Consider the following 21,549-nt stretch of genomic DNA (forward strand, 5'->3'; position numbering starts at 1 on the left):
ACTCCCTTAAAGACTATTGATCAGCGTGCTGAAGGTTTCTTGCGCAGCCTTGATAATCTGCGACGACGCTGTGTAGTACTGCTGGAACTTGATCATGTCGCCCGCTTCTTCATCCAGGTTGACCTGGGAGACGGAGTTGCGCGCGTTCTTGTTGGCCGTCAACAGCGCGTTGGTGGCCGTGGTGTCCGTGGTGGCCGCTGCGGCCTTGGCGCCAACGGTCGAGACCAACTTGCTGTTGGCCCCCACCAGGCTGGTGCCGCCACTGCCATCGGCCGCCAGGCCTACGGTTGCCTTGGTCTGCAGGTTGAGCAGGGCCTGGGCGTTGCGGTTGTCGGACTTGCCGGAGGCATTGAACGAGAAGGAGGTGCTGTCGCCGTTGGCCGGCGAACCGCCCACCGTGGTGTCGAAGCTGAAGTTCTTGGCCGGCGACAACAAGGTTCCGCTGGCATCACGCATCGGTACGCTGATGCTGATCTTGTTGGTCTGCCCCGGCACGATGCTGCCGGAACCGATCGGATCACCCTGGGCGTTGCTGAGGGTGTAGGCCTGCGTGCCATCGGCTGCCGGTTTGGCGAAGACCATCGTCACCGGCATCGAGTGTTCGATGCCGGTGCGCAGTTGTGCGGTGTCGGCGCCGCCCTGGATGTCCAAGGGCACGGTGAGCGTCGGCGGCGTAAAAGTGCCGGTGCCCTGGTTGGTTTTACCCGCCTCGCCCTGCAACGGCGCGGCAAACGCAATCTTGCTCGGGTCGGTCAGGATGGTGCCGATTTCCTTGGCGCCGTTGGCCGTCGGGCTGACCTTGAAGCTGTCGCCCGCCTGCACGTTTGTTCCCGTCTTGACCGCCAGGGTGAACCCATCGATAACCGGCGGCGGCGTGGCACTCAGGTCATACGTGCCCATGGCCTTGCCGTCGGAACGCAGCACCGTGACCTTATTGAGGTTGGCACCATCGTTGAAGCTGACCTTGTAATCGAAGTTGGTCAGTTGGCTGCTGTCCTTGATCGTCACGCCCAGCGCGCCGTCGCCCAGGTTGCCTTGGGCTGCCTGGCTGCGCAGGGCAACGGAGGCGGCGTTGTTGATGTCGGTGAACATCGAGGCGCCGAACTCGCCATTGAGGTCCAGGCCCTGGCCCAATTGGCTGTTGAGGGCATCGGCAGTGACAAGCGCGATACGCCCCAGGTCATTGATGGCTGGCATCAGCGCATCGCTGCGATAACGCAGCAGGCCACCGATGCTGCCGCCACTGATCACATTGCCCAGGTCCAGGGTCGTACCGCCCGGCGCATTGAGCTGGATCGTGTACTGGCTGGTGTCGCTGTTGCTCGGCACGGCGGAAATGCTGCTGGACTGATCGCCCAGCACCAGGGACTGGCCGCTGCCGGTGCTGACGCTGAACACGCCGTTCTTTTCCGTGGCGGTCACACCGATCAACTCATTCAGCGAGCGCACGGCCTCAGCCCGGGAATCGAGCAGGTTGGCCGGGGTGGTGTTGGACGAACCCTGGACCTGGGCGATCTGCTTGTTGAGGGACGCAATCGACGACGTCAGTTGGTTGACCTGATCGCTCATCGAGGTCAACTGGCTGTTGATGGTCTCTTTCTGCTGGCTCAACTGGCTGGAGATCGCATTGAACCGGTTGGTCAGCGTCTGGGCGTTAGTGAGCAGGATCTGGCGGGCCGACGTATCGTTCGGGCTGGCCGAGGCGGTCTGCACCGCAGCAAAGAACGAGCTGAGCACGGCGGACATGCCGGTGGTCTTGTCCGACAGCGTCTTGTCGACCGCACTGACCTGGTCCAGATACGCCTTGGCGTCGCTGTTGAGCGAGGTGCTGTTCTGGTAGGCGGTGTCCAGGTATTCGTTATAGACCCGGCGCACGTCGGCCAGGGTGGTGCCGCTGCCGATGAACACGCCGCCGTACTGGTTGTTCGCGTTCGCACTCTGGGTGGTCTGCTGACGCGAATAGCCCGCGGTATTGGCGTTGGCGATGTTGTTACTCAGAACCGACAACGATCCTTGAGCGGCGTTTAGCCCCGACATCCCGATATTGAGCAAACTCATGGTTCAGACCTTATAAATGAGTGGTCGCGCCCGCGGCAGCGTAATCCTGATAACTGTTCATCGTTTTTGCGATCTGCGAAATCTTGCTGGCGTAGGCCGGATCGGTGGCGTAACCGGCTTTTTGCAACTCGCGCACAAACTGTTCCGGGTTGTCGGCCGACTTCACAACTTCTTTATAGCGATCATTGCTTTGCAGCAAGGTCACGAGGTCGTGGAAGCTGTCCTGGTAGGAGTCGTAGGAACGGAACTGCGCCGTTTCCTTGACCATCGCGCCATCGCGAAACTCGCTGGTGATTGCACGTGCCTGACCGCCCTGCCAACTCTGGCCGGCCTTGATACCGAACAGGTTGTGGCTGCTGCTGCCATCTTCGGCGCGCATCACCGATTTGCCCCAACCGGTTTCCAGGGCGGCCTGGGCCACCAGGTACTTCGGATCCACGCCAATACGCGCTGCCGCGGCCTTGGCCATCGGCAACATGGTGGCGACAAATTCATCCTGCGAACTGAACGCCTTTTTCGCCGGTGCCAGTGGCGGCTGGGCCACGGCGCGGCTGTAGATCTGCATACGGTCGTTGGGCACGGCAAAACTGCGTGCGGTGCTGTTGATGACGTTGTCGTCGGCGGCACTGTTACGCAGCGGCGCGGTCTTGGCCTCGGCCGCCACTTGGGTGCTCGGCACAATACCGGCGAGCAGGCGATCGGCCAGCTTGCTTGGCAAGGCAATGCGGCGCTGGTTCATCAGTTCCATGTCGTTGCTGTGGGCAGCGGCAGCACCGGCCTGAGGCTCGGCCACACGGTAGGCCCACAGCGGACGCTGGCCATTGGAGCGACCCAGCGGACCTTCGGCCTGGGTGCCGGCGGCAATTTCCGTCGGCACGTCGACTTTCTTGACGGGTTCTGCGGCTGCCGGACCTTGCAAGGTGGCCGCAGCAGCGTCCACCGGCTTGTTCTTCTGCATCTGGCGCATGAGCACGTCGGCCAGGCCGATACCACCGCCCTCGCGCGACATCGACACCGCCAGTTGCTGGTCGTACATCTCCTGGTACTGCTTGGCCGCCGGGGTGTTCATCGGGTTGTCTTTGCCCAGGGCCTCGGTGGCCGAACGCATCGATTTGAGCATCTCGCTCACGAACAGCGACTCGAACTCCTGCGCCACTTTGCGCATGTTGCCTTCGCTGTTCTTGTCGCCGCCGACCTTGAGCTGGTTAAGCCGGTTCAGGTCGGAGTAAGACCCCGAATCCGCCGTGCTGCTGATCCCGCTCTTGCGCATATCCATGGCCATGGCCTCAGATCACAATCAGGTCGGCTTGCAAGGCGCCGGCCTGTTTCAAAGCTTCAAGGATTGCCATCAGGTCGCCAGGCGCCGCGCCCACTTGGTTCACCGCGCGGACAATCTCATCCAGCGTGGTGCCGGGGCCGAACTTGAACATCGGCTTGGCTTCCTGTTGGGCATTGACCCGCGAGCGCGGCACGACCGCCGTCTGGCCATTGGACAACGGCCCAGGCTGGCTGACGATCGGGTCTTCGGTGATGGTCACGGTCAGACTGCCGTGGGTCACCGCAGCCGGCGATACCTTGACGTTCTGGCCGATCACAATGGTGCCGGTGCGCGAGTTGATGATGACTTTGGCCACTGCCTGGCCTGGGTCGACTTCAAGGTTTTCCAGGATCGACAGGTAATCCACACGCTGGCTTGGGTCCAGCGGCGCGGTCACGCGGATCGAACCGCCGTCGATGGCCTGGGCCACGCCAGGGCCGAGCATGTCGTTGATCTTGTCGACCACGCGCTTGGCGGTGGTGAAGTCGGACCGGTTGAGGTTCAGGGTCAGGCTGTTGCCCTGGTTGAAACCGCTGGGCACGGTACGTTCCACCGTGGCGCCGCCAGGAATCCGACCGGCCGAGGGCACGTTGACGGTGATCTTCGAACCGTCGCGACCTTCGGCGTCAAACCCGCCCACCACCAGGTTGCCCTGGGCGATGGCGTAGACGTTGCCGTCGATACCTTTGAGCGGCGTCATCAGCAGGGTGCCGCCGCGCAGGCTTTTGGAGTTACCGATGGAAGCCACGGTGATGTCCACCACCTGGCCAGGCTTGGAGAACGCCGGCAAATCGGCACTGATGGACACGGCCGCGACGTTCTTGAGCTGCACATTGCCCGAGCCCGCCGGCACCTTGATGCCGAACTGCGAGAGCATGTTGTTGAAGGTCTGCAAGGTAAACGGGGTTTGGGTGGTTTGGTCGCCCGTACCATTGAGCCCCACCACCAGGCCGTAGCCGATCAACTGGTTGGAACGCACGCCGGAGATGCTCGCGATGTCTTTCAGGCGTTCGGCCTGGGCGACAGCGCTCAACGAAAGCAGGAGTGCGGCCGCCATCAGCTGTTTGAATTTCAAAGTGGCCACCTAGAAAGGGAACAGCGGGCTAAGGAAGAAACGGTTGAACCAGCCCGGCTGGCTCGCATCGGCAAAGGCGCCAGTGCCGGAATAAGTGATGCGCGCATCGGCAATCCGCGTGGACGGTACGGTGTTGTCGGTGGAGATGTCATCGGCGCGCACCATGCCGGCGATGCGTACCAGCTCGTCACCGGTATTGAGGGTCATCCACTTCTCACCGCGCACGGCGATGATGCCGTTGGGCAATACATCGGCCACGGTCACGGTGATCGAACCGGTCAGGCTGTTGCCCTGCCCTGCCGCGCTCTTGCCGTCGGTGGCACGGGATCCGCTGTAGCCGGCGTTCAGGGTCAGGTCACCATCGCTCAACGGGTTATTGACGTTGGGCACAGCGCCAAACAGCGAGCTCAAACCAAGGCTGGCGGTGCTGTTTTTGCCCACTTGGGAGTTGGCGTTCTTGCTGGCCTGGGTGCGCTCGTTGAGGGTGATGGTGATGATGTCACCCACCCGGAACGCCTTGCGGTCGCTGTACAGGTTCTGTTCGAAACCGGCCTGGTAGATCGAGCCATTGTTGGCAGCCGCCGGCAACGGCGTGCGCGGCAACACCGGCGCGTAGTACGGGTCATTGGGTTTGGGCGTCGGGGCGACACAGCCCGCGAGCACGGCAATCCCACTCAATGCCAAAACGGAAACAAAGCGATTCATGACCCATACCTCACGGTGTAGCAGGCGCCCTCAAGAGCGCCCCATAGACTTGATTACAGATTCTGCGTTACGAACGAGAGCATCTGGTCGGCGGTGGAAATCACCTTGGAGTTCATTTCGTAGGCGCGCTGAGTGGTGATCATGTTGACCATCTCTTCCACGGTGCTCACGTTGGAGGTTTCCAAGGTGCTTTGCAGCGTGGTGCCGAAACCGTTCAGGCCAGGGGTGCCGATTTGCGGCGCGCCGCTGGAGGCGGTTTCCAGGAACAGGTTGTTACCCATGGCCTGCAGGCCGGCCGGGTTGATGAAGTCGGCGGTTTGCAGGTTGCCGATCACTTGCGATGCCGGGTTGCCGGCCACGGTGATGGATACGGTGCCGTCGTTGCCGACGGTGAAAGTCTTGGCATCGGCTGGCACGATCACGGCCGGCTCCAGGGCGAAACCGTTGGCGGTGACGATCTGGCCATTGGAATCCAAGTGGAAAGTACCGTCGCGGGTGTAGGACGTAGTCCCATCCGGTTGCAGGATCTGGAAGAAACCACGGCCGTTGATGGCCATGTCCAGCGGCTGACCGGTCTGTTGCAGGTTACCGGCGCTGAAGTTCTTCTGGGTGCCGACGATTGCCACACCGGTACCCAATTGCAGGCCCGACGGCAGTTCGCTGTCCTGGGTCGACTGGGCACCCGGCTGCTTCTTGATCTGATAGAGCAAGTCCTGGAACTCGGCGCGGTCACGTTTGAAGCCCGTGGTCGATACGTTCGCCAGGTTGTTGGAAATGGTCGTCAGGTTGGTGTCCTGGGCGGACAGACCTGTTTTGGCAACCCATAGAGCCGGAAGCATGGTGTTCTCCTTCGTGCGCCTGTTTGTTGGCGCCGTTTAGCAAATTAGTGAGTGAGCGCTGATCAGCTCATCTGCATGACGCGAGTCATGGCCTGGTCGTCTTCCTTGGCGCTGTTCATCATCTTGATGTGCAGCTCGAACTGCTTGGAAAGCGCCAGCACTGCCGTCATCTCTTCCACGGCATTGACGTTGCTTGCCTGCAGGAAACCCGAGGTCAGCTTGACAGTCGCATCGGCTACGGCAGGCTGGCCATCCTTGGTGTGGATGGTGCCGTCGAGGCCTTTATTCATATTCTTGAGGTCGGGCTGGACCAGCTTGATCCGGTCCACTTCCGCCATCACCCGTGGGCCTTCGCCCATGGCGCGGATGCTGATGGTGCCGTCGGAGCCGACTTCGATCTTCTGCTGGGGCGGCACGGCAATCGGGCCACCGTTGCCCATGATCGGCATGCCGTTGCCGGCGCGCAGCACGCCCAATGCATCGACGTTCATGCTGGCGCTGCGCACGTAGGCTTCGCTGCCGTCCGGGGTCTGCACCGCCATCCAGCCGTCGCCGCTGACGGCCACGTCCAGGTCACGGCCGGTCTCGATCATCGCGCCAGGGGTGAAGTCAGTGGCTGGACGCTCGGTCAAGGCAAACGCCCGCGCCGGAAAGCTGTCACCGAACACCGGCATCGAACGCGCCTGCTCCAGGTCACGTTGAAAACCGTTGGTGGAAATGTTCGCCAAGTTGTTGGCATGGGCCTTCTGCGCCAGTGCATTCTGGCTGGCGCCGGTCATTGCCACATAAAGGTACTTGTCCACACTCTTTCCTCTTTCTGACGCAGGCTTGCCGCCCACCGCTGTACTGATGAGGCTTAAGCAATTTGCGAACCAACTTTGTGAAAGTGGCTAAAGTGCAGGCAGGGCAAGGGTTTTCACGGACGCGCAAGTATTTCGAGGTTGTACCAGAGTCGAAAAAACGGCGGACTACTGCCGCTTCCGGCAACTACCGGTCAGGAAAACGACGAAGATCAATTGTGGGAGGGGGCTTGCCCTAATGCCAGTCAGTTAAGGGCGAACACCGTACCTGTGGCGAGGGAGCTTGCTCCCGCTGGGCCGCGAAGCGGCCCCAAAAATGGGACTGCTGCGCAGTCCAACGGGAGCAAGCTCCCTCGCCACAGGTTACTTTTTGCCCTTTTATCTCTTAACTGACCGGCATTAGGGCTTGCCCCCGATGACGGTGGTTCAGTTGCTGATGTATTGAGTGACACACGGCTATCGGGGGCAAGCCCTCCCACATTTTGCCCCCACAGTGTCAGTTGATTATTTTTCGACCTTGAGAATTTCGTGATCGCGCAGTTTGTTGGCGATGGTGGTGTGCGACACCCCCAAGCGCTTCCCCAACTGGCGGCTGCTCGGATGCTCGGCATACAAACTTTCCAGCACCGCCTTCTCAAAGCGTCCGACAATCGCCTCCAACCCACCCTCCAGGGAAAAATCGCCAAGTGGCTGACGCGCGCCGTAATCCGGCAAGCGAATATGCTCGACCTTCACCGTCCCGCCCTCGCACAGCGACACCGCCTGGAACAACACGTTTTCCAACTGCCGCACATTGCCCGGCCAATGGTAGTGGCTGAGCCGCTCCATCGCCGCCGGCGCGAGCTTGGGCAGCGGGCAACCGATCTGGCGGCTGGCCTGATCGAGAAAGTGTTCAACCAAAGGCCCCAGTCCATCCAGGCATTCGCGCAGCGGCGGGATGTGCAGCGACAGCACGTTAAGGCGGTGATAGAGATCCTGACGGAATTCGCCACGGGCGCAGAGTTCGGACAAATCCACCTGGGTCGCACAGATCACTCGCACATCCAGATACACCTCTTCATCACTGCCCACCCGACGAAAGCAACCGTCCTGCAGAAAGCGCAGCAGTTTCACCTGCAGGCGCGCACTCATTTCCCCCACACCATCGAGAAACAACGTACCGCCCGCCGTCAACTCCAGCAGCCCCAGCTTGCCTTCGGCCCGCGCGCCTTCGAACGCGCCGGGGCCGTAGCCGAACAACTCGGTCTCGGCCATCGACTCCGGCAGACCGGCACAATTGAGCGCCATCAGCGGCGATTGCCCACGGGGGCTGGCCAGGTGACAGGCGCGGGCCAGTAGTTCCTTGCCAGTGCCGGTTTCGCCTTCTATTAATAGCGGCGCATCCAACGGTGCCATGCGCCGGGCTTCACGCACTACCGCCGCCATGACTTTGGAGCTTTGGAAGATGCTGTCAAAGCCGCGCAACTCCTGCTTGCGCACGTTATAGATGCGCTCGCCCACGCGGTCGGCGCGGTGCAAGGTCAGCACGGCGCCGGCCATGGCTTCGCTGTCATCGTGCTCGGAGGACTGCAGCGGCGCGATGTCCGCCAGGAACACGTCACCCTTGACCTTGACCCGCAATCCATTGATCCGCGACTTGCTCGCACGCACCAGTTCCGGCAAGTCAAAGTCCTCGGCGTAGCGCGACAGTGGAATGCCCGGCACCTCGTCCACCCGCACCCCGAGCAACTGCGCCGCCGCACGGTTGGCAGCGACGATGGAGCCGCCCATGTCGATGGACAGCACTGGAAATTCCAAGGCGCCGAGCAAGGCATTGAGCTCCATGTGCCTACGCTCACTGGGCATCAGCCCTACCCTTTTCACGCCAAACACCCCGGCAATCGCCTCGAACTGCGGGCGCAGCGCCTGGAACTGCATGTTCACCAGGTTCGGGCAAAACAGGTAAATGGCATTGCCATGCTCGCCGCCGACTTCGCCCTTGGCGACGTTGACGCCGTACTCCACCAGCAGGTTGAGGATGTCCCGCAGGATGCCGATGCGGTTTTGGCAGTGCACTTTGATACGCATGAAAGGGCCCGAACAATGGGTAGGCGCCGGGTCTTTTTGACGCTGGGCGCAGATAGTCGTCAAGATTATGTGACAGTTTGTGTGCCTTTCCCAGCCCAATGCCGCGACGAACTGCACATGCGTAACGATTACTTTACGAAAATTCGCGTTATTTCCTACAAATCCACTTTACCGGCGGATGGAATCTCGCCTTGCAAGGGTTATCAATAGGTTCATCGCAGGACATAACAAGAACGAATGCCTAGCAGGAGAGCCGTATGAAACAGACGCACTACGTGGCCCGCGAGCCCGATGCGCAAGGTTTTATCCATTACCCGCCGGAAGAACACGCGGTGTGGAACACCCTGATCACGCGCCAGTTGAAAGTGATCGAAGGCCGCGCCTGCCAGGAATACCTGGACGGCATCGACAAACTCGGCCTGCCTCTGGATCGCATCCCACAATTGGGCGAAATCAATAAAGTCCTGGCCGAGACCACCGGCTGGCAAGTCGCCCGCGTCCCCGCGCTGATCCCCTTCCAGACCTTTTTCGAACTGCTCGCCAGCAAGCAATTTCCGGTGGCGACGTTTATTCGTACCCGCGAAGAACTGGATTACCTGCAAGAGCCGGATATTTTCCACGAGATCTTCGGCCACTGCCCGCTGCTGACCAACCCCTGGTTCGCCGAATTCACCCACACGTACGGCAAGCTCGGCCTGGCGGCCACCAAAGAGCAACGGGTGTATCTGGCGCGCCTGTACTGGATGACCATCGAGTTCGGCCTGGTGGACACGCCCGCAGGTCGACGCATCTACGGTGGCGGTATTCTGTCGTCGCCCAAGGAAAGCGTGTACTGCCTGTCGGACGAGCCCGAGCATCAAGCCTTCGACCCGCTGGAAGCGATGCGCACGCCGTATCGCATCGACATCCTGCAACCGCTCTACTTCGTACTGCCCGAACTCAAGCGCCTGTTCGACGTGGCGCAGGAAGACATCATGGGCATGGTCGAGCACGGCATGCAGCTTGGCTTGCACGCCCCCAAATTCCCGCCCAAACCAAAGGCTGCTTGAACTGCGTCTTTTAAGGCCAGGTGAGTCTGTTCCCTGGCCCCGCGTTGCTTTAGGGTAACGCCCACTGATCTTCACTCATTCGAATTCAGGACATCCCACATGACCACCTTGAACCAAGCCCACTGCGAAGCCTGCCGCGCCGATGCCCCGCAAGTCAGCGATGAAGAGTTGCCGGTGCTGATCAAGCAGATCCCCGACTGGAACATCGAAGTCCGCGACGGCGTCATGCAGTTAGAAAAGGTTTTCCTGTTCAAGAACTTCAAGTTCGCCCTCGCCTTCACCAATGCCATGGGTGCCATCTCCGAAGCCGAAGGCCATCACCCTGGCCTGCTCACCGAATGGGGCAAGGTCACCGTGACCTGGTGGAGCCACTCCATCAAGGGCCTGCACCGCAATGACTTCATCATGGCCGCGCGCACCGACGAAGTGGCCAAGGACGCCGAGGGCCGCAAGTAATGCACTTCGATGCCATTGGCCGCGTGCCCGGCGACCCGATCCTCGGGTTGATGGACCTGTATGCCCAGGACACCAACCCAGACAAGTTCGACCTCGGCGTAGGCGTCTATAAAGACGACCAGGGCCTGACGCCGATTCTGCACTCGGTGAAGCTCGCCGAGCAGCGTCTGGTCGACACCCAAACCACCAAGACCTACATCGGCGGCCATGGCGATGCCCGCTTCGGCACGCTGATCCGCGAACTGGTGCTGGGCGCCGACTCCACACTGATCCGCGACCGCCGCGCCGGCGCCACCCAGACCCCAGGCGGCACCGGCGCGCTGCGCCTGAGCGCCGACTTCATCGCCCATAGCCTGCCAGGCCGTGGTGTGTGGCTGAGCAACCCGACCTGGCCGATCCACGAGAGCATTTTCGCCAAGGCCGGGCTCAAGGTCAGTCACTATCCGTATGTAGGCGCCGACAATCGCCTGGATGTGGCGGCGATGCTGGCCACCCTTTCCGCCGTGCCCCAGGGCGACGTGGTCCTGCTGCATGCCTGCTGCCACAACCCGACCGGTTTCGACCTGTCCCAGGACGACTGGCGCCAGGTGCTGCAGATCGTGCGCGAGCGCCAGTTGCTGCCGCTGATCGACTTCGCCTACCAGGGTTTTGGCGACGGCCTGGCGCAGGACGCCTGGGCAGTGCGACTGTTTGCTGCAGAATTGCCGGAAGTGCTGGTCACCAGTTCCTGTTCGAAGAACTTCGGCCTGTACAGCGACCGGGTCGGCGCACTGATCGTGTGTGCGGCAGATGCCGAGAAGCTCACGGATGTGCGCAGCCAACTGGCGAATATCGCGCGTAACTTGTGGTCCACGCCGCCGGATCATGGTGCTGCGGTGGTCGCGACCATCCTCGGTGATGCGGAGCTGAAAAAACTCTGGAGTGAAGAAGTCGAAACCATGCGTGCGCGGATCGCCCAGTTGCGATCCGGACTGGTCGAGGCGCTGGCCCCCCATGGTCTGGCCGAACGGTTTGCGCACATTGGCGCGCAGCGCGGGATGTTTTCCTATACCGGCTTGAGTGCCGAGCAGGTCAAGCAACTGCGTGAGAAGCACAGCGTGTATATGGTCAGTTCAGGGCGGGCGAATGTGGCCGGGGCGGACGCGACGCGATTGGCTCAGCTGGCCCAGGCCATCGCCGACGTCTCCAACTGAAAAAGCCGGGCCTTTATGTGGGAGGGGGCTTGCCCCCGATAGCAATCTTTCAGCAAAAAATGGGCTGACTGACCCACTGCCATCGGGGCAAGCCCCCTCCCACATTTTGCCCGAGTACACCTCTGCCCTCGGCGCTGCCGGCCCAAGCTATCGCCGACGTCTGCATCTGAAAAAACCGGGAATCAAGGTGGGAGGGGGCTTGCCCCCGATAGCAATCTTTCAGCAAAAAATGGGCTGACTGACCCACTGCCATCGGGGGCAAGCCCCCTCCCACATTTTGCCCGAGTACACCTCTACCCTCGGCGCTGCCGGCCCAGGCTATCGCCGACGTCTGCATCTAAAAAAACCGGGACTCAAGGTGGGAGGGGGCTTGCCCCCGATAGCAATCTTTCAGCAAAAAATGCGCTGACTGACCCACTGCCATCGGGGGCAAGCCCTAATGCCGGTCAGTTAAGAGATAAAAGGGCAAAAAGTAACCTGTGGCGAGGGAGCTTGCTCCCGTTGGACTGCGCAGCAGTCCCATTTTTGGGGCCGCTTCGCGGCCCAGCGGGAGCAAGCTCCCTCGCCACAGGTACGGTGTTCGTCCTTAACTGACTGGCATTAGGGCAAGCCCCCTCCCACATTTTGCCCGAGTACACCTCTACCCTCGGCGCTGCCGGCCCAAGCCATCGCTGACGTCTGCATCTGAAAAAACCGGGACTCAAGGTGGGAGGGGGCTTGCCCCCGATAGCAGTCTTTCAGCAACAAATGCGCTGACTGATCCACTGCCATCGGGGGCAAGCCCCCTCCCACATTTAGACTGCGTTGACCGCTAGCCCGCGACCATTTCTGCCTTGAGCAGCGCTTCCTTGGCCTGTGCATCCGCCAAGCGATACAACTCGATGCTCCCATCCCAGTGTTCGATCAACGCCGTGCACGACTCCACCCAATCCCCGCAGTTGAGGTAGTCCACCTCGCCGACCTTGCGAATCTCCGCATGGTGAATATGCCCGCACACCACGCCATGTAATTCGCGCTTGGTCACTTCATGGGCGATGGCTTCTTCGAAATCACTGATAAAGCTCACGGCGGTTTTGACCTTGTGCTTCAGGTACGCCGACAGCGACCAATAGCCATAGCCGTACCGCGCACGCCAGTGGTTCAACCAGCGGTTCAACGTGAGGGTAAATTCGTAGGCCGAGTCGCCGAGGAAGGCGAGCCAGCGGTGGTAGCGGGTGATGACATCGAACTGATCACCGTGGATCACCAGTAAATGCCGGCCATCGGCGGTCACGTGCACCGCCTCATCCACCAACTGGATATTGCCCAGGATCAGTTTGGAATAGCGGCGCAGGAACTCATCATGGTTGCCGGTGACGTAGATCACCTCAGTGCCACGCTTGGCCATGGTCAGCAAGCGGCGGATCACGTTGGTGTGGGCCTGGGGCCAGTACATGCCGCCGCGCATTTTCCAGCCGTCGATGATATCGCCCACCAAATACACCTTGTCGGCGTGGTAGCCCTTGAGGAAGTGCGACAAATGTTCGGCCTGGCAATCCCGGGTGCCCAAGTGCACGTCAGAGATCCACAGGGTGCGTACGCGCTGCTTGCGGCTGGGTTTGGTGAACTCGGCACTGGTCATGGGCATCCCTCGACGCTGTTTTCGCGAGCTTGCGCCCTGGCGATTAATAGCCCATGACAGCTGTGCGTCAGTCTGATGACAGCGTCTGTCGCCCACAGCCATGACCATGCGCAGTTGGTGTTCGGGCTGTCCGGTCATCTGGACCTGGAAGTCGATGGCCGTGGCAGCCAGGTGCGCGAAAGCAGCGTGATGGTGCTGCCCTTTTCTGCCCACCACGTTGCGCGAGTTTGGCGCCTCTCCCGGCGCGTGCGGCGCTCGGCATAAGGCGAGTCTTACGCTAAAAATCGCGAGCTGCGCGACAGACGTCCGCACCCGTACCCTCTAGACTGCGATTCTGTTAACCCGTTGGTTCAAGGATCGCAATGACTCCCCGTTCAGCCCTCGGCGCCTTGCATATCGGCGCATTGATGTTTGGCCTTACCGGTGTATTCGGCAAGCTGGCGGCCGCCTCGCCGGCCATTATCGTCTTCGGTCGCGCCGCGTTCGCCGTCATTGCCCTGGCCGTGTTTGCGCGCTTCGCCAGCAATGCCCCGTGGAAAACCCTGGAACTGCGCGACTGGAAACGCCTGCTGGTCAGCGGCGTATTACTGGCCGCGCATTGGGTAACCTTCTTTATCGCAGTCAAGGTGGCGGGCGTGGCCGTCGCCACCCTTGGCTTCACCGCGTTCCCGGCGTTTACCGTGATCCTTGAAGGGCTGATCTTCCGCGAGCGCATTCGCGCCAATGAAGTCGTGCTGGTGGCGCTCGTCACCGTCGGCCTGGTGCTGGTGACGCCGGACTTCAACCTGGCCAGCGAAGCCACCGGCGGTTTGCTCTGGGGCATCGCCTCGGGGCTGTTGTTCTCGTTGTTGTCGCTGAATAACCGCGCCAGCTCCGGGCGGATTCCTGCCGTACAGGCTGCACTGTGTCAGAACGTGGTAGTCGCGGTGTGCCTGCTGCCCGTAGCCGCACCGGGACTTGCGGATGTGCGTGCGCTGGACTGGTTGTGGATCGGCCTGCTCGGCGTGTTCTGCACCGGCCTGGCCCACAGCCTGTTTGTCGCCAGCCTCGCGGTGATCAAGGCGCGTACCGCCTCCGTGGTTTTTGCCATGGAGCCGGTCTACGGCATCACAGTGGCCTGGCTGCTGTTCGCCGAAACCCCGACACTGCGCATGCTGTTGGGAGGCGCGCTGATCATCGTCGCCATCGTGCTCTCAGGGCTGATGGGTAGTGCCAGCCAGGCCAAACAGCCGACAGCAACGGCCTGATCTATACTTTAAACATCCGCAACAGTCTGTAGTCGTTCAACGGATAACTGACCGCCCGACAACAGCCTTGATGTGCTCTGCAGTTGCTGTAAGCGAGTGGTCACTCCTTAAACGCAATGCAGGGGTTACACCATGGAAATGTTTATCAGCTTGCTGGTTCAAATCATCAGCGGTGTCGTCGGCGGCAATGTGGCCGGCATGACCAAACAAAGCCTGGGCACCGGGCTCAATACGATGCTGGGCGGTATCGGCGGGCTCGTACTGGGCCAAGTCGCTGCGGCACTGACGGGCACTTCGGGCGGCGAGGCGCTGGATGTGGCGGCGGTTGGCAGCAATATTGTCGGCGGCGGCGTCGGCGGCCTGGTGCTGACGTTGATCGTGGGTTTCATCAAAAGCAAGATGGCCGCCAAGTAGCGGCCTCCATCCGTCACCGCCAGCCGATGGCGGTGACCTTCACGGCGTGCGGTCGTTGTGCCCCAGGTCACGCTGCGGGTCGATCTGATCGCGCACGCGCTGCTTGAGCACCTTGGCCTCAGGGAAACCGCCGTCAGCCTTGCGCTCCCAGATCTGCACGCCATCGCAGGTGATGCGAAACGCACCGCCGGTTGCCGGTTCCAGGGACACTTTGCCCAAGTCATCGGCAAAGGTGCTTAACAGCTCCTGCGCCAACCACGCGGCGCGCAGCAGCCATTGGCACTGGGTGCAATAGGTGATCACGATCTCGGGTTTGCTGGCGGACATCATTTGACAAGTTCCTGGCATGACGAGGGATGAGGTTCGAGTGGCTATAATACGGGCCTTTATCGCCCAGCCCTGAGATTCCTGATGCGCCGCCTGCTGTCCTGCCTGTTTCTGTGCCTCGTCCCCCTGCTTGCCGATGCCGTAGAGCCGCCCCGCCCGAAAATCGGCCTGGTACTGTCCGGCGGTGCCGCCCGCGGGCTGGCGCACATTGGCGTGCTCAAGGCCCTGGAGGAACAGGGCATCCATATCGACGCCATCGCCGGCACCAGCATGGGCGCGGTGATTGGTGGGCTGTATGCCTCAGGCTACAAGATCGACGAACTGGAAAAGCTCGCCCTCGGCATCGACTGGCAGCAGGCGTTGTCCGACGCACCGCCGCGTGAAGACGTGCCGTTTCGGCGCAAGCAGGATGACCGGGATTTCCTGGTCAAGCAGAAGCTCAGCTTTCGCGATGACGGCAGCCTCGGCCTTCCGCTCGGCGTGATCCAGGGCCAGAACCTGGCGCTGCTGCTGGAAAGCATGTTCGCCCACAGCAGCAACACGCGCAATTTTGACAAGCTGCCGATCCCCTTCCGCGCCGTGGCCACCGACATCACGACTGGCGAGAAAGTGGTGTTCAGCAAGGGCCATCTGCCCCAGGTGATCCGCGCCAGTATGTCAATTCCGGCAGTGTTCGCCCCGGTCGAGCTGGATGGCCGGCTACTGGTGGATGGCGGCATGACCGATAACATCCCGCTGGATGTGGCGCGGGAGATGGGCGTGGATATCGCCATCGTGGTCGACATCGGCACCCCGCTGCGCTCGCGCAAGCAACTCGCCACCGTGGTGGACGTACTCAACCAGTCCATCACCCTGATGACCCGGCGCAACTCCGAGGAACAACTCAAGGCCCTCAATCCCAAGGACGTGCTGATCCAGCCGCCCCTGGCGGCCTATGGCGTGACCGACTTTGGCCGCGCCAAGGACATGATCGACGCCGGCTACCGCGCCACCCGCGCCCTCGATCTGCGCCTGGCCCATTTACGCCCCGCCGAACCGGTTGACCCCCAACTGGCGGCCGCGCGTACGCCGGGCGAGCGCACCCCGGTGATCACTGCGATCCGGCTGGAAAACGACTCGAAAGTCAGCGACGACGTGATCCGCTATTACATCCGCCAACCGCTGGGCGAACCCTTGAACCTCGGCCGCCTGCAAACCGACATGGGCACCTTGTATGGCCTGGATTACTTCGAGCAGGTGCAATACCGCGTGGTGAAAAAGGGCCAGGACAACACCCTGGTGATCAGTGCACGCGGCAAGCGCAGCGGCACCGACTACCTGCGCCTGGGCTTGAACCTGTCAGACGATATGCGCGGCGACAGCGCCTTCAACCTTGGCGCGAGCTACCGCATGAACGGCATCAACCGCCTCGGCGCTGAATGGCTCACGCGGGTACAGATCGGTGATCGGCAAGAACTGTACAGCGAGTTCTACCAACCGATGGACGCGGGCTCACGCTACTTCATCGCGCCCTACCTCAGCGCCCAGGCGCAGAACGTCGAGCTGATTCTGGACAACGACCCCATCTCCGAATACCGCCTGGAGCGCTATGGTTTCGGCCTGAACGTGGGGCGCCAGATCGGTAACAGTGGCGAGATCCGCTTCGGCGTCGGCGAGGCCTGGGGCAAGGCGGATGTGCGCATCGGCGACCGCGACCTGCCGAGCGTGAGTTTCAGCGAAGGCTTCTATGAGCTGAAGTACTCCTTCGACTCCCTCGATAACGTGTACTTCCCGCATACCGGCGAAGACATCGGCCTGGCCTACCGCGAGTTCGAACCGGGACTGGGTTCGGACCAGCGCTATCGACAGTGGGAATTCAAACTGGACAAGGCCATGAGCCATGGCCCGGACACGCTGGTGCTGGGCGGTCGCTACGGGCGCACCCTGGATGATTCGGATGTGGTGATTTCCAGCTTCCTGCTGGGCGGTGCGCGGCAGTTGTCGGGCTTCCGCCAGGATGCAATTTCCGGGCAGAACATCAGCCTGATGCGTGCGGTCTACTACCGCCGACTGACGCCGCGTTCCTACTTGCCGTTGGATTTCCCGCTGTATATGGGCGCATCCCTGGAGCGGGGCCGGGCATGGAACAACGACAATGAGTTCGACAGCGGATATATCAACGCTGCGAGTATTTTCCTGGGGTTTGATACGCCGTTGGGGCCACTGAATTTCAGCTATGGGTTCAACGACGATAATCAGAAGGCGGTGTACCTGAACCTGGGGCAGACGTTCTGACGCTACGCCGAACCCGTGTTGAAGCGCTTAATTGTGGTTAGCCCGCTCACCACAACAGGCCCGCTAACCACAGCAAGCCAGCCGGGCATAATCAGCGTTTAGATCAGGACTTTTCCAGATTCGCCAGAATGTGCCCATGCACGCGCATGCACACGCTCAAATCCGCTTCATCCACGCCCACGAACAACTCGTGGCGCAGCGCGGTGGCAATGGTTTCAATCTGTTCGATCAACGGCCGTGCGGTGTCACACAGCAGGATGCGTTTGGCGCGTCGGTCTTCCACCACCGCCTGGCGTTGCACCAGGCCCTGGCCTTCAAGGCTGTCGAGCAAGCGCGCCAGGGTCGGCCCTTCTACACCAACGCTTTGCGCCAGCTCGCGCTGGGTGGGCGCCTCTTCGAAACGGGCCAGGTGCAGCAGCACCAGCCAGCGCGCCTGGGACAAGCCCAGCCCCGCCAAACGGCGGTCGAGCTCGGCGCGCCAACCTCGGGACATTTGCGCCAGTTGCATGCCAAAGCGGTGTTGATCGGTTAACGGCATAAAAAACTCATGGGTTAGACTGAAAATAAAGTGTGGCTAATTATTAGCCAGCTAAGCATGAGCCCCGCCACTAGGCAAGAGTTGCTATGTACTGAATCGTTACGTTGTCGTAATTGACACACTAAATTTCGAATTCAGACTGCAAAGCGGCCCGCACGCAGTACAAAACGCCCTCAGGCACACGTCCGGCAAACAGGGGTGCGATCTCAGCAACGGGTGGCAATTCGCCTTCTCCGTCGAGGAATGCGTCCTGGATTTCACCGAGCAAATCTTCCGGTAAATCAAGGGCCTGCTCCAAGGACAGCTGCTGCTTGCCGATCGATTCAGCGAGCAAGGTGTAGACGTTCTTCTCCGAGCATTGCAACTGGCCGGCGATCTGGATCGGGGTCATGCCGGCACGTGCCAGGCTGATGAGTTCGTGGCGGATATCGGCGATTTCCTTCGGCGCTTCGGCCTGGCCGCCGAGCACTTCGAGGAACGCCTGGCCGTAGCGCTCCAGCTTGCGCGCACCAACACCGCTGACCCGCGCCATCTCGGCCATGGTGGTGGGCTGCTCGCGCAGCATTTCCAGCAAGGTGGAATCGGGGAAAATAACGTACGGCGGCACGCTGTGTTCCTGGGCGAGCTTGCGCCGCAGGGTACGCAGGGCTTCCCACTGTTCGCGCTCCTCGCCGCGTACAAGCTGGCTGGCCTGACTGGTGCTGGTCTTGACGGTGGTTTGCGGCTTGAGGTCGCGACGCAGTTCCAGGCTCACTTCACCCTTGAGCAGCGGGCGGCAGCTGTCGTTAAGACGCAGACCGCCGTAGCCTTCGATATCGATGTCCACCAGGCCGCGTGCGACCATCTGACGGAACAGCGAACGCCACTCGCCCTCGGCGCGGGCTTTGCCGACACCGTAGACCGAGAGTTTCTCGTGGCCGAAACTGCGGACTTTTTCGTTGTCCTTGCCCAGCAACACATCCACCAGATGGCCCACGCCGTAGCGCTGGCCAGTGCGGTAGATGGTCGACAGCGCCTGGCGCGCCGGCTCGGTGGCGTCCCACGTCTGCACGCCATCCATGCAGTTATCACAGTGGCCGCACGGCTGCGGCATGTCTTCGTCGAAATACGCCAGCAGGGTCTGGCGGCGGCAGCGGGTCTCTTCACACAGCGAGAGCATGGCGTCGAGCTTGTGCTGCTCCAGGCGCTTGTGGCGCTCGTCGCCTTCGGAGTTCTGCAGCATCTGCTTGAGCATCACCACGTCCTGCAGGCCGTAGACCATCCATGCATCCGCCGGCAGGCCATCACGGCCGGCGCGGCCAGTTTCCTGGTAGTACGCCTCAAGGGATTTGGGCAGGTCCATGTGGGCCACGAAGCGCACGTTGGATTTATCGATGCCCATGCCGAACGCGATGGTGGCCACCATGATCAAGCCTTCCTCGTTGAGGAAGCGCTTCTGGTGAGCAGAGCGGGTTTCGTTGGGCAAACCAGCGTGATACGGCAGCGCCGGATAGCCTTGTTCACAGAGAAATGCAGCGACTTCATCGACCTTCTTGCGCGACAGGCAGTAGACGATGCCCGCATCGCTGCGTCGTTCAGAGAGGAACGCGAGCAACTGCTTGCGCGGCTGCTCCTTGGGCACGATGCGGTAGAAAATATTCGGCCGGTCAAAGCTCGACAGGAAACGCTCGGCATTCTGCAGGTGCAGGCGTTCAACGATTTCTTCGCGGGTGCGCTTGTCGGCCGTGGCGGTCAGGGCAATGCGCGGAACGTCGGGAAACAGCTCGGCCAATTGACCCAGCTGCAAATACTCGCGGCGGAAATCATGACCCCACTGGGAGACACAGTGGGCTTCGTCGATGGCGAACAGGGCAATGTCCAGGCTCTGCAAAAACGCCAGCATGCGCGGCTGCACCAGGCGCTCGGGGGCCAGGTAGAGCATTTTGACTTCGCCGCGCTTGATGCGTGCGGCCAGGTCGCGCTGCTGCTCGGCGCTGAGGGTGGAGTTCAGGGCAGCCGCGGCGACGCCGAGCTCTTCCAGGGTCGCGACCTGGTCGTCCATCAGCGCGATCAGCGGCGATACCACCACGGCCAGCCCGTTGCGCAACAACGCCGGCACCTGGAAACACAATGACTTGCCGCCGCCGGTAGGCATCAGTACCAGGGCATCACCACCCTTGGCCACGCGCTCAATGATCGCACCCTGGCGGCCACGAAAACTGTCGTAGCCGAAGATGTCCTTGAGGACGCGTTGAGCCTGATCGAGCATGTATAACTCCAACAAAATAGTGCCGAAATCCCTCTGTACAGGCTGGTCGAAAAAACGCGGATTCACGAAAAATAATCCGTAAGCGAAGTTTTCTCGACCTGGCGCTTGGCCTGCAGGGGCATCACAAAACGCGGCAGTATACCCGAGCGCCATCCGGCAAAGGGCGCCGCTGACGAATTGCAGCCCGTCTCTAAAACCTGGCAAATGTGCACGCCGACTGGCTTGGGCGCGCAAGAAAGCCTAGAATTCAGCATCGTTTATTCCCAAGGTAATTCTTCAATGTCCTTCGCTGAGCAACTAACCCGCCTGCAAGCCTTCCTCGACGCCGATGAGCTGCATGACGAGGCGCTGGACTACGTGGCCGCCCACGGCTACCTGACCGCCCTGTCGATCTGCTCCGAAGTCGTTCCCGACCGTGAATGGATCGATGCGCTGTTCGCCGAAGAGCCGCATTACGAAAACGACGCCCATCGCGAAGAAATCGAATCCACCCTGCTGGCCCTCAAGGCCCACATCGCTCGCCAACTGGCGTCTGATGAAGAGTTCGAGCTGCCTTGCGAACTGGACCTGGGCGACGACCCGGACGACTCCGACCTGCGCGGCTGGTGCATCGGCTTCATGGAAGGCGTATTCCTGCGTGAAGCCGCCTGGTTCGAAACCGCCGAGGAAGAAGTCAGCGAAATGCTCCTGCCGATCATGGTGGGTTCGGGGCTGTTTGAAGAAGAAGCTGAATTTTCGGACATTGCCGCCGACGCCAACCTGATGGACGACATGATCGTCCAGATTCCGGAAGCCCTGACCGCCCTGTACCTGCTGTGCAACGCCCCTGACGAAAAACCGGCGATCCTCAAGCCACGTCACCACTGAGTCCCTTGCCCGTGACACCCATGGGCAATCGCTCGCTGCTCCTACGCTACGTGCTGCTGGCTATCGGCTGGCTGAGCGTAGCGCTGGGGGTGATCGGCATTTTCCTACCGGTATTGCCGACCACGCCCTTTCTCCTGCTCGCCGCCGCCTGCTTCGCCCGAAGCTCCCCACGTTTCTACCACTGGCTGGTGCAACACCCGCGCCTGGGCCCGTGGATTCGAGATTATCTGGACGGCAACGGCATCCCGCTCAAGGGCAAGGTCTACGCCATCGGCTTGATGTGGCTGAGCATCGGCCTGTCCTGCTACCTCGTGCCACTGCCATGGGCACGCGGGTTCATGCTGACCAGCGCGGTATTGGTGACGATCTACATCCTGCGTCAGAAAACCCTGCCCCCACGCTAAACGCCGCCCTGCGACATTAGATCCCACACGACCTTGGTCGACACTGACT

At 61.3% G+C, this 21,549-nt stretch carries 19 protein-coding genes and 1 pseudogene; 9 read left to right on the top strand and 11 right to left on the bottom strand.

Annotated elements, in window-relative coordinates; genetic code table 11:
- Positions 1–6: 6 nt before the first annotated feature.
- The 7 genes from flgK to AB3G88_RS19660 form a co-directional block, all read right to left on the bottom strand.
- Positions 7–2,058: a flagellar hook-associated protein FlgK gene (gene flgK, locus AB3G88_RS19630; RefSeq protein ID WP_112196376.1), complete on the bottom strand. Its 2,052-nt coding sequence runs from the start codon at positions 2,056–2,058 to the stop codon at positions 7–9.
- A 10-nt stretch (positions 2,059–2,068) separates the two neighbouring features.
- Entirely contained in the window at positions 2,069–3,340 is a 1,272-nt protein-coding gene (flgJ, locus tag AB3G88_RS19635) for a flagellar assembly peptidoglycan hydrolase FlgJ (protein ID WP_099584107.1), read from the bottom strand.
- A 4-nt stretch (positions 3,341–3,344) separates the two neighbouring features.
- A complete protein-coding gene (locus AB3G88_RS19640; protein ID WP_081797739.1) occupies positions 3,345–4,433 on the bottom strand; it encodes a flagellar basal body P-ring protein FlgI in 1,089 nt (362 codons plus the stop codon).
- A gap of 27 nt (positions 4,434–4,460) precedes the next feature.
- Positions 4,461–5,156, bottom strand: a complete 696-nt coding sequence (gene flgH, locus AB3G88_RS19645) for a flagellar basal body L-ring protein FlgH (protein WP_480451268.1) — start codon at positions 5,154–5,156, stop codon at positions 4,461–4,463.
- A gap of 53 nt (positions 5,157–5,209) precedes the next feature.
- Positions 5,210–5,995: a flagellar basal-body rod protein FlgG gene (gene flgG / locus AB3G88_RS19650; RefSeq protein ID WP_076952969.1), complete on the bottom strand. Its 786-nt coding sequence runs from the start codon at positions 5,993–5,995 to the stop codon at positions 5,210–5,212.
- Positions 5,996–6,057: 62 nt separating this feature from the next.
- Positions 6,058–6,798, bottom strand: coding sequence for a flagellar basal body rod protein FlgF (locus AB3G88_RS19655; protein ID WP_099584104.1), 741 nt, complete (start codon positions 6,796–6,798; stop codon positions 6,058–6,060).
- Between the two features lie 501 nt (positions 6,799–7,299).
- Entirely contained in the window at positions 7,300–8,862 is a 1,563-nt protein-coding gene (locus tag AB3G88_RS19660) for a sigma-54-dependent transcriptional regulator (protein ID WP_112196378.1), read from the bottom strand.
- Between the two features lie 257 nt (positions 8,863–9,119).
- Between AB3G88_RS19660 and phhA the strand changes: the two genes are divergently transcribed.
- The 3 genes from phhA (at position 9,120) to AB3G88_RS19675 (ending at position 11,560) form a co-directional block, all read left to right on the top strand.
- Complete coding sequence (gene phhA / locus AB3G88_RS19665) at positions 9,120–9,911, top strand: phenylalanine 4-monooxygenase (protein ID WP_099584102.1); 792 nt, start codon at positions 9,120–9,122, stop codon at positions 9,909–9,911.
- A gap of 99 nt (positions 9,912–10,010) precedes the next feature.
- Entirely contained in the window at positions 10,011–10,367 is a 357-nt protein-coding gene (locus tag AB3G88_RS19670) for a 4a-hydroxytetrahydrobiopterin dehydratase (protein ID WP_158876892.1), read from the top strand.
- Entirely contained in the window at positions 10,367–11,560 is a 1,194-nt protein-coding gene (locus tag AB3G88_RS19675; protein ID WP_480451271.1) for an amino acid aminotransferase, read from the top strand. The genes AB3G88_RS19670 and AB3G88_RS19675 overlap by 1 nt, the downstream gene beginning before the upstream one ends.
- Positions 11,561–12,371: 811 nt before the next feature.
- Here AB3G88_RS19675 and AB3G88_RS19680 read toward each other — a convergent pair.
- The gene (locus tag AB3G88_RS19680) at positions 12,372–13,181 is read right to left on the bottom strand and encodes a UDP-2,3-diacylglucosamine diphosphatase (RefSeq protein WP_099584100.1); all 810 of its coding nucleotides are present in this window, start codon (positions 13,179–13,181) and stop codon (positions 12,372–12,374) included.
- A 75-nt stretch (positions 13,182–13,256) separates the two neighbouring features.
- Between AB3G88_RS19680 and AB3G88_RS19685 the strand changes: the two are divergent.
- The 3 genes and pseudogenes from AB3G88_RS19685 to AB3G88_RS19695 form a co-directional block, all read left to right on the top strand.
- Positions 13,257–13,397: pseudogene (locus AB3G88_RS19685) on the top strand (cupin domain-containing protein); the annotation flags it as partial.
- A 146-nt stretch (positions 13,398–13,543) separates the two neighbouring features.
- Positions 13,544–14,428 (top strand): DMT family transporter, encoded by an 885-nt coding sequence (locus AB3G88_RS19690; protein WP_099584099.1) that lies wholly within the window; start codon positions 13,544–13,546, stop codon positions 14,426–14,428.
- Between the two features lie 132 nt (positions 14,429–14,560).
- On the top strand, positions 14,561–14,842 hold the full coding sequence (locus AB3G88_RS19695) for a hypothetical protein (protein WP_099584098.1): 282 nt from the start codon (positions 14,561–14,563) through the stop codon (positions 14,840–14,842).
- A 39-nt stretch (positions 14,843–14,881) separates the two neighbouring features.
- On the opposite strand, the gene AB3G88_RS19700 is transcribed toward AB3G88_RS19695, so the two are convergent.
- The gene (locus tag AB3G88_RS19700) at positions 14,882–15,169 is read right to left on the bottom strand and encodes an Rdx family protein (protein ID WP_099584163.1); all 288 of its coding nucleotides are present in this window, start codon (positions 15,167–15,169) and stop codon (positions 14,882–14,884) included.
- Positions 15,170–15,253: 84 nt separating this feature from the next.
- Here AB3G88_RS19700 and AB3G88_RS19705 point away from each other — a divergent pair, with 84 nt between their 5' ends.
- Positions 15,254–17,443 carry a patatin-like phospholipase family protein gene (locus tag AB3G88_RS19705; RefSeq protein WP_099584097.1) on the top strand — a complete coding sequence of 730 codons (2,190 nt, stop codon included), beginning with the start codon at positions 15,254–15,256 and terminating at the stop codon, positions 17,441–17,443.
- Between the two features lie 103 nt (positions 17,444–17,546).
- Here the strand turns inward: AB3G88_RS19705 and AB3G88_RS19710 are convergent, their stop codons facing one another.
- Entirely contained in the window at positions 17,547–17,981 is a 435-nt protein-coding gene (locus AB3G88_RS19710; protein ID WP_028617350.1) for a MarR family transcriptional regulator, read from the bottom strand.
- Positions 17,982–18,102: 121 nt separating this feature from the next.
- Positions 18,103–20,229, bottom strand: a complete 2,127-nt coding sequence (recQ, locus tag AB3G88_RS19715; RefSeq protein ID WP_480451275.1) for a DNA helicase RecQ — start codon at positions 20,227–20,229, stop codon at positions 18,103–18,105.
- 279 nt (positions 20,230–20,508) lie between these two features.
- On the opposite strand from recQ, the gene AB3G88_RS19720 reads away from it, so the two are divergent.
- The gene (locus AB3G88_RS19720) at positions 20,509–21,096 is read left to right on the top strand and encodes a UPF0149 family protein (protein ID WP_112196381.1); all 588 of its coding nucleotides are present in this window, start codon (positions 20,509–20,511) and stop codon (positions 21,094–21,096) included.
- A 20-nt stretch (positions 21,097–21,116) separates the two neighbouring features.
- Positions 21,117–21,500: a YbaN family protein gene (locus AB3G88_RS19725; protein WP_099584094.1), complete on the top strand. Its 384-nt coding sequence runs from the start codon at positions 21,117–21,119 to the stop codon at positions 21,498–21,500.
- Positions 21,501–21,549: the final 49 nt, after the last annotated feature.

The sequence above is a fragment of the Pseudomonas arvensis genome, assembly GCF_056688935.1.

Bases quoted from the DNA above. Each gene is read 5' to 3' on its own strand.
- flgK (WP_112196376.1), bottom strand. From the start codon at position 2,058: ATGAGTTTGCTCAATATCGGGATGTCGGGGCTAAACGCCGCTCAAGGA.
- flgJ (WP_099584107.1), bottom strand. From the start codon at position 3,340: ATGGCCATGGATATGCGCAAGAGCGGGATCAGCAGCACGGCGGATTCG.
- AB3G88_RS19640 (WP_081797739.1), bottom strand. From the start codon at position 4,433: ATGGCGGCCGCACTCCTGCTTTCGTTGAGCGCTGTCGCCCAGGCCGAA.
- flgH (WP_480451268.1), bottom strand. From the start codon at position 5,156: ATGAATCGCTTTGTTTCCGTTTTGGCATTGAGTGGGATTGCCGTGCTC.
- flgG (WP_076952969.1), bottom strand. From the start codon at position 5,995: ATGCTTCCGGCTCTATGGGTTGCCAAAACAGGTCTGTCCGCCCAGGAC.
- AB3G88_RS19660 (WP_112196378.1), bottom strand. From the start codon at position 8,862: ATGCGTATCAAAGTGCACTGCCAAAACCGCATCGGCATCCTGCGGGAC.
- phhA (WP_099584102.1), top strand. From the start codon at position 9,120: ATGAAACAGACGCACTACGTGGCCCGCGAGCCCGATGCGCAAGGTTTT.
- AB3G88_RS19670 (WP_158876892.1), top strand. From the start codon at position 10,011: ATGACCACCTTGAACCAAGCCCACTGCGAAGCCTGCCGCGCCGATGCC.
- AB3G88_RS19675 (WP_480451271.1), top strand. From the start codon at position 10,367: ATGCACTTCGATGCCATTGGCCGCGTGCCCGGCGACCCGATCCTCGGG.
- AB3G88_RS19680 (WP_099584100.1), bottom strand. From the start codon at position 13,181: ATGACCAGTGCCGAGTTCACCAAACCCAGCCGCAAGCAGCGCGTACGC.
- AB3G88_RS19690 (WP_099584099.1), top strand. From the start codon at position 13,544: ATGACTCCCCGTTCAGCCCTCGGCGCCTTGCATATCGGCGCATTGATG.
- AB3G88_RS19695 (WP_099584098.1), top strand. From the start codon at position 14,561: ATGGAAATGTTTATCAGCTTGCTGGTTCAAATCATCAGCGGTGTCGTC.
- AB3G88_RS19700 (WP_099584163.1), bottom strand. From the start codon at position 15,169: ATGTCCGCCAGCAAACCCGAGATCGTGATCACCTATTGCACCCAGTGC.
- AB3G88_RS19705 (WP_099584097.1), top strand. From the start codon at position 15,254: ATGCGCCGCCTGCTGTCCTGCCTGTTTCTGTGCCTCGTCCCCCTGCTT.
- AB3G88_RS19710 (WP_028617350.1), bottom strand. From the start codon at position 17,981: ATGCCGTTAACCGATCAACACCGCTTTGGCATGCAACTGGCGCAAATG.
- recQ (WP_480451275.1), bottom strand. From the start codon at position 20,229: ATGCTCGATCAGGCTCAACGCGTCCTCAAGGACATCTTCGGCTACGAC.
- AB3G88_RS19720 (WP_112196381.1), top strand. From the start codon at position 20,509: ATGTCCTTCGCTGAGCAACTAACCCGCCTGCAAGCCTTCCTCGACGCC.
- AB3G88_RS19725 (WP_099584094.1), top strand. From the start codon at position 21,117: ATGGGCAATCGCTCGCTGCTCCTACGCTACGTGCTGCTGGCTATCGGC.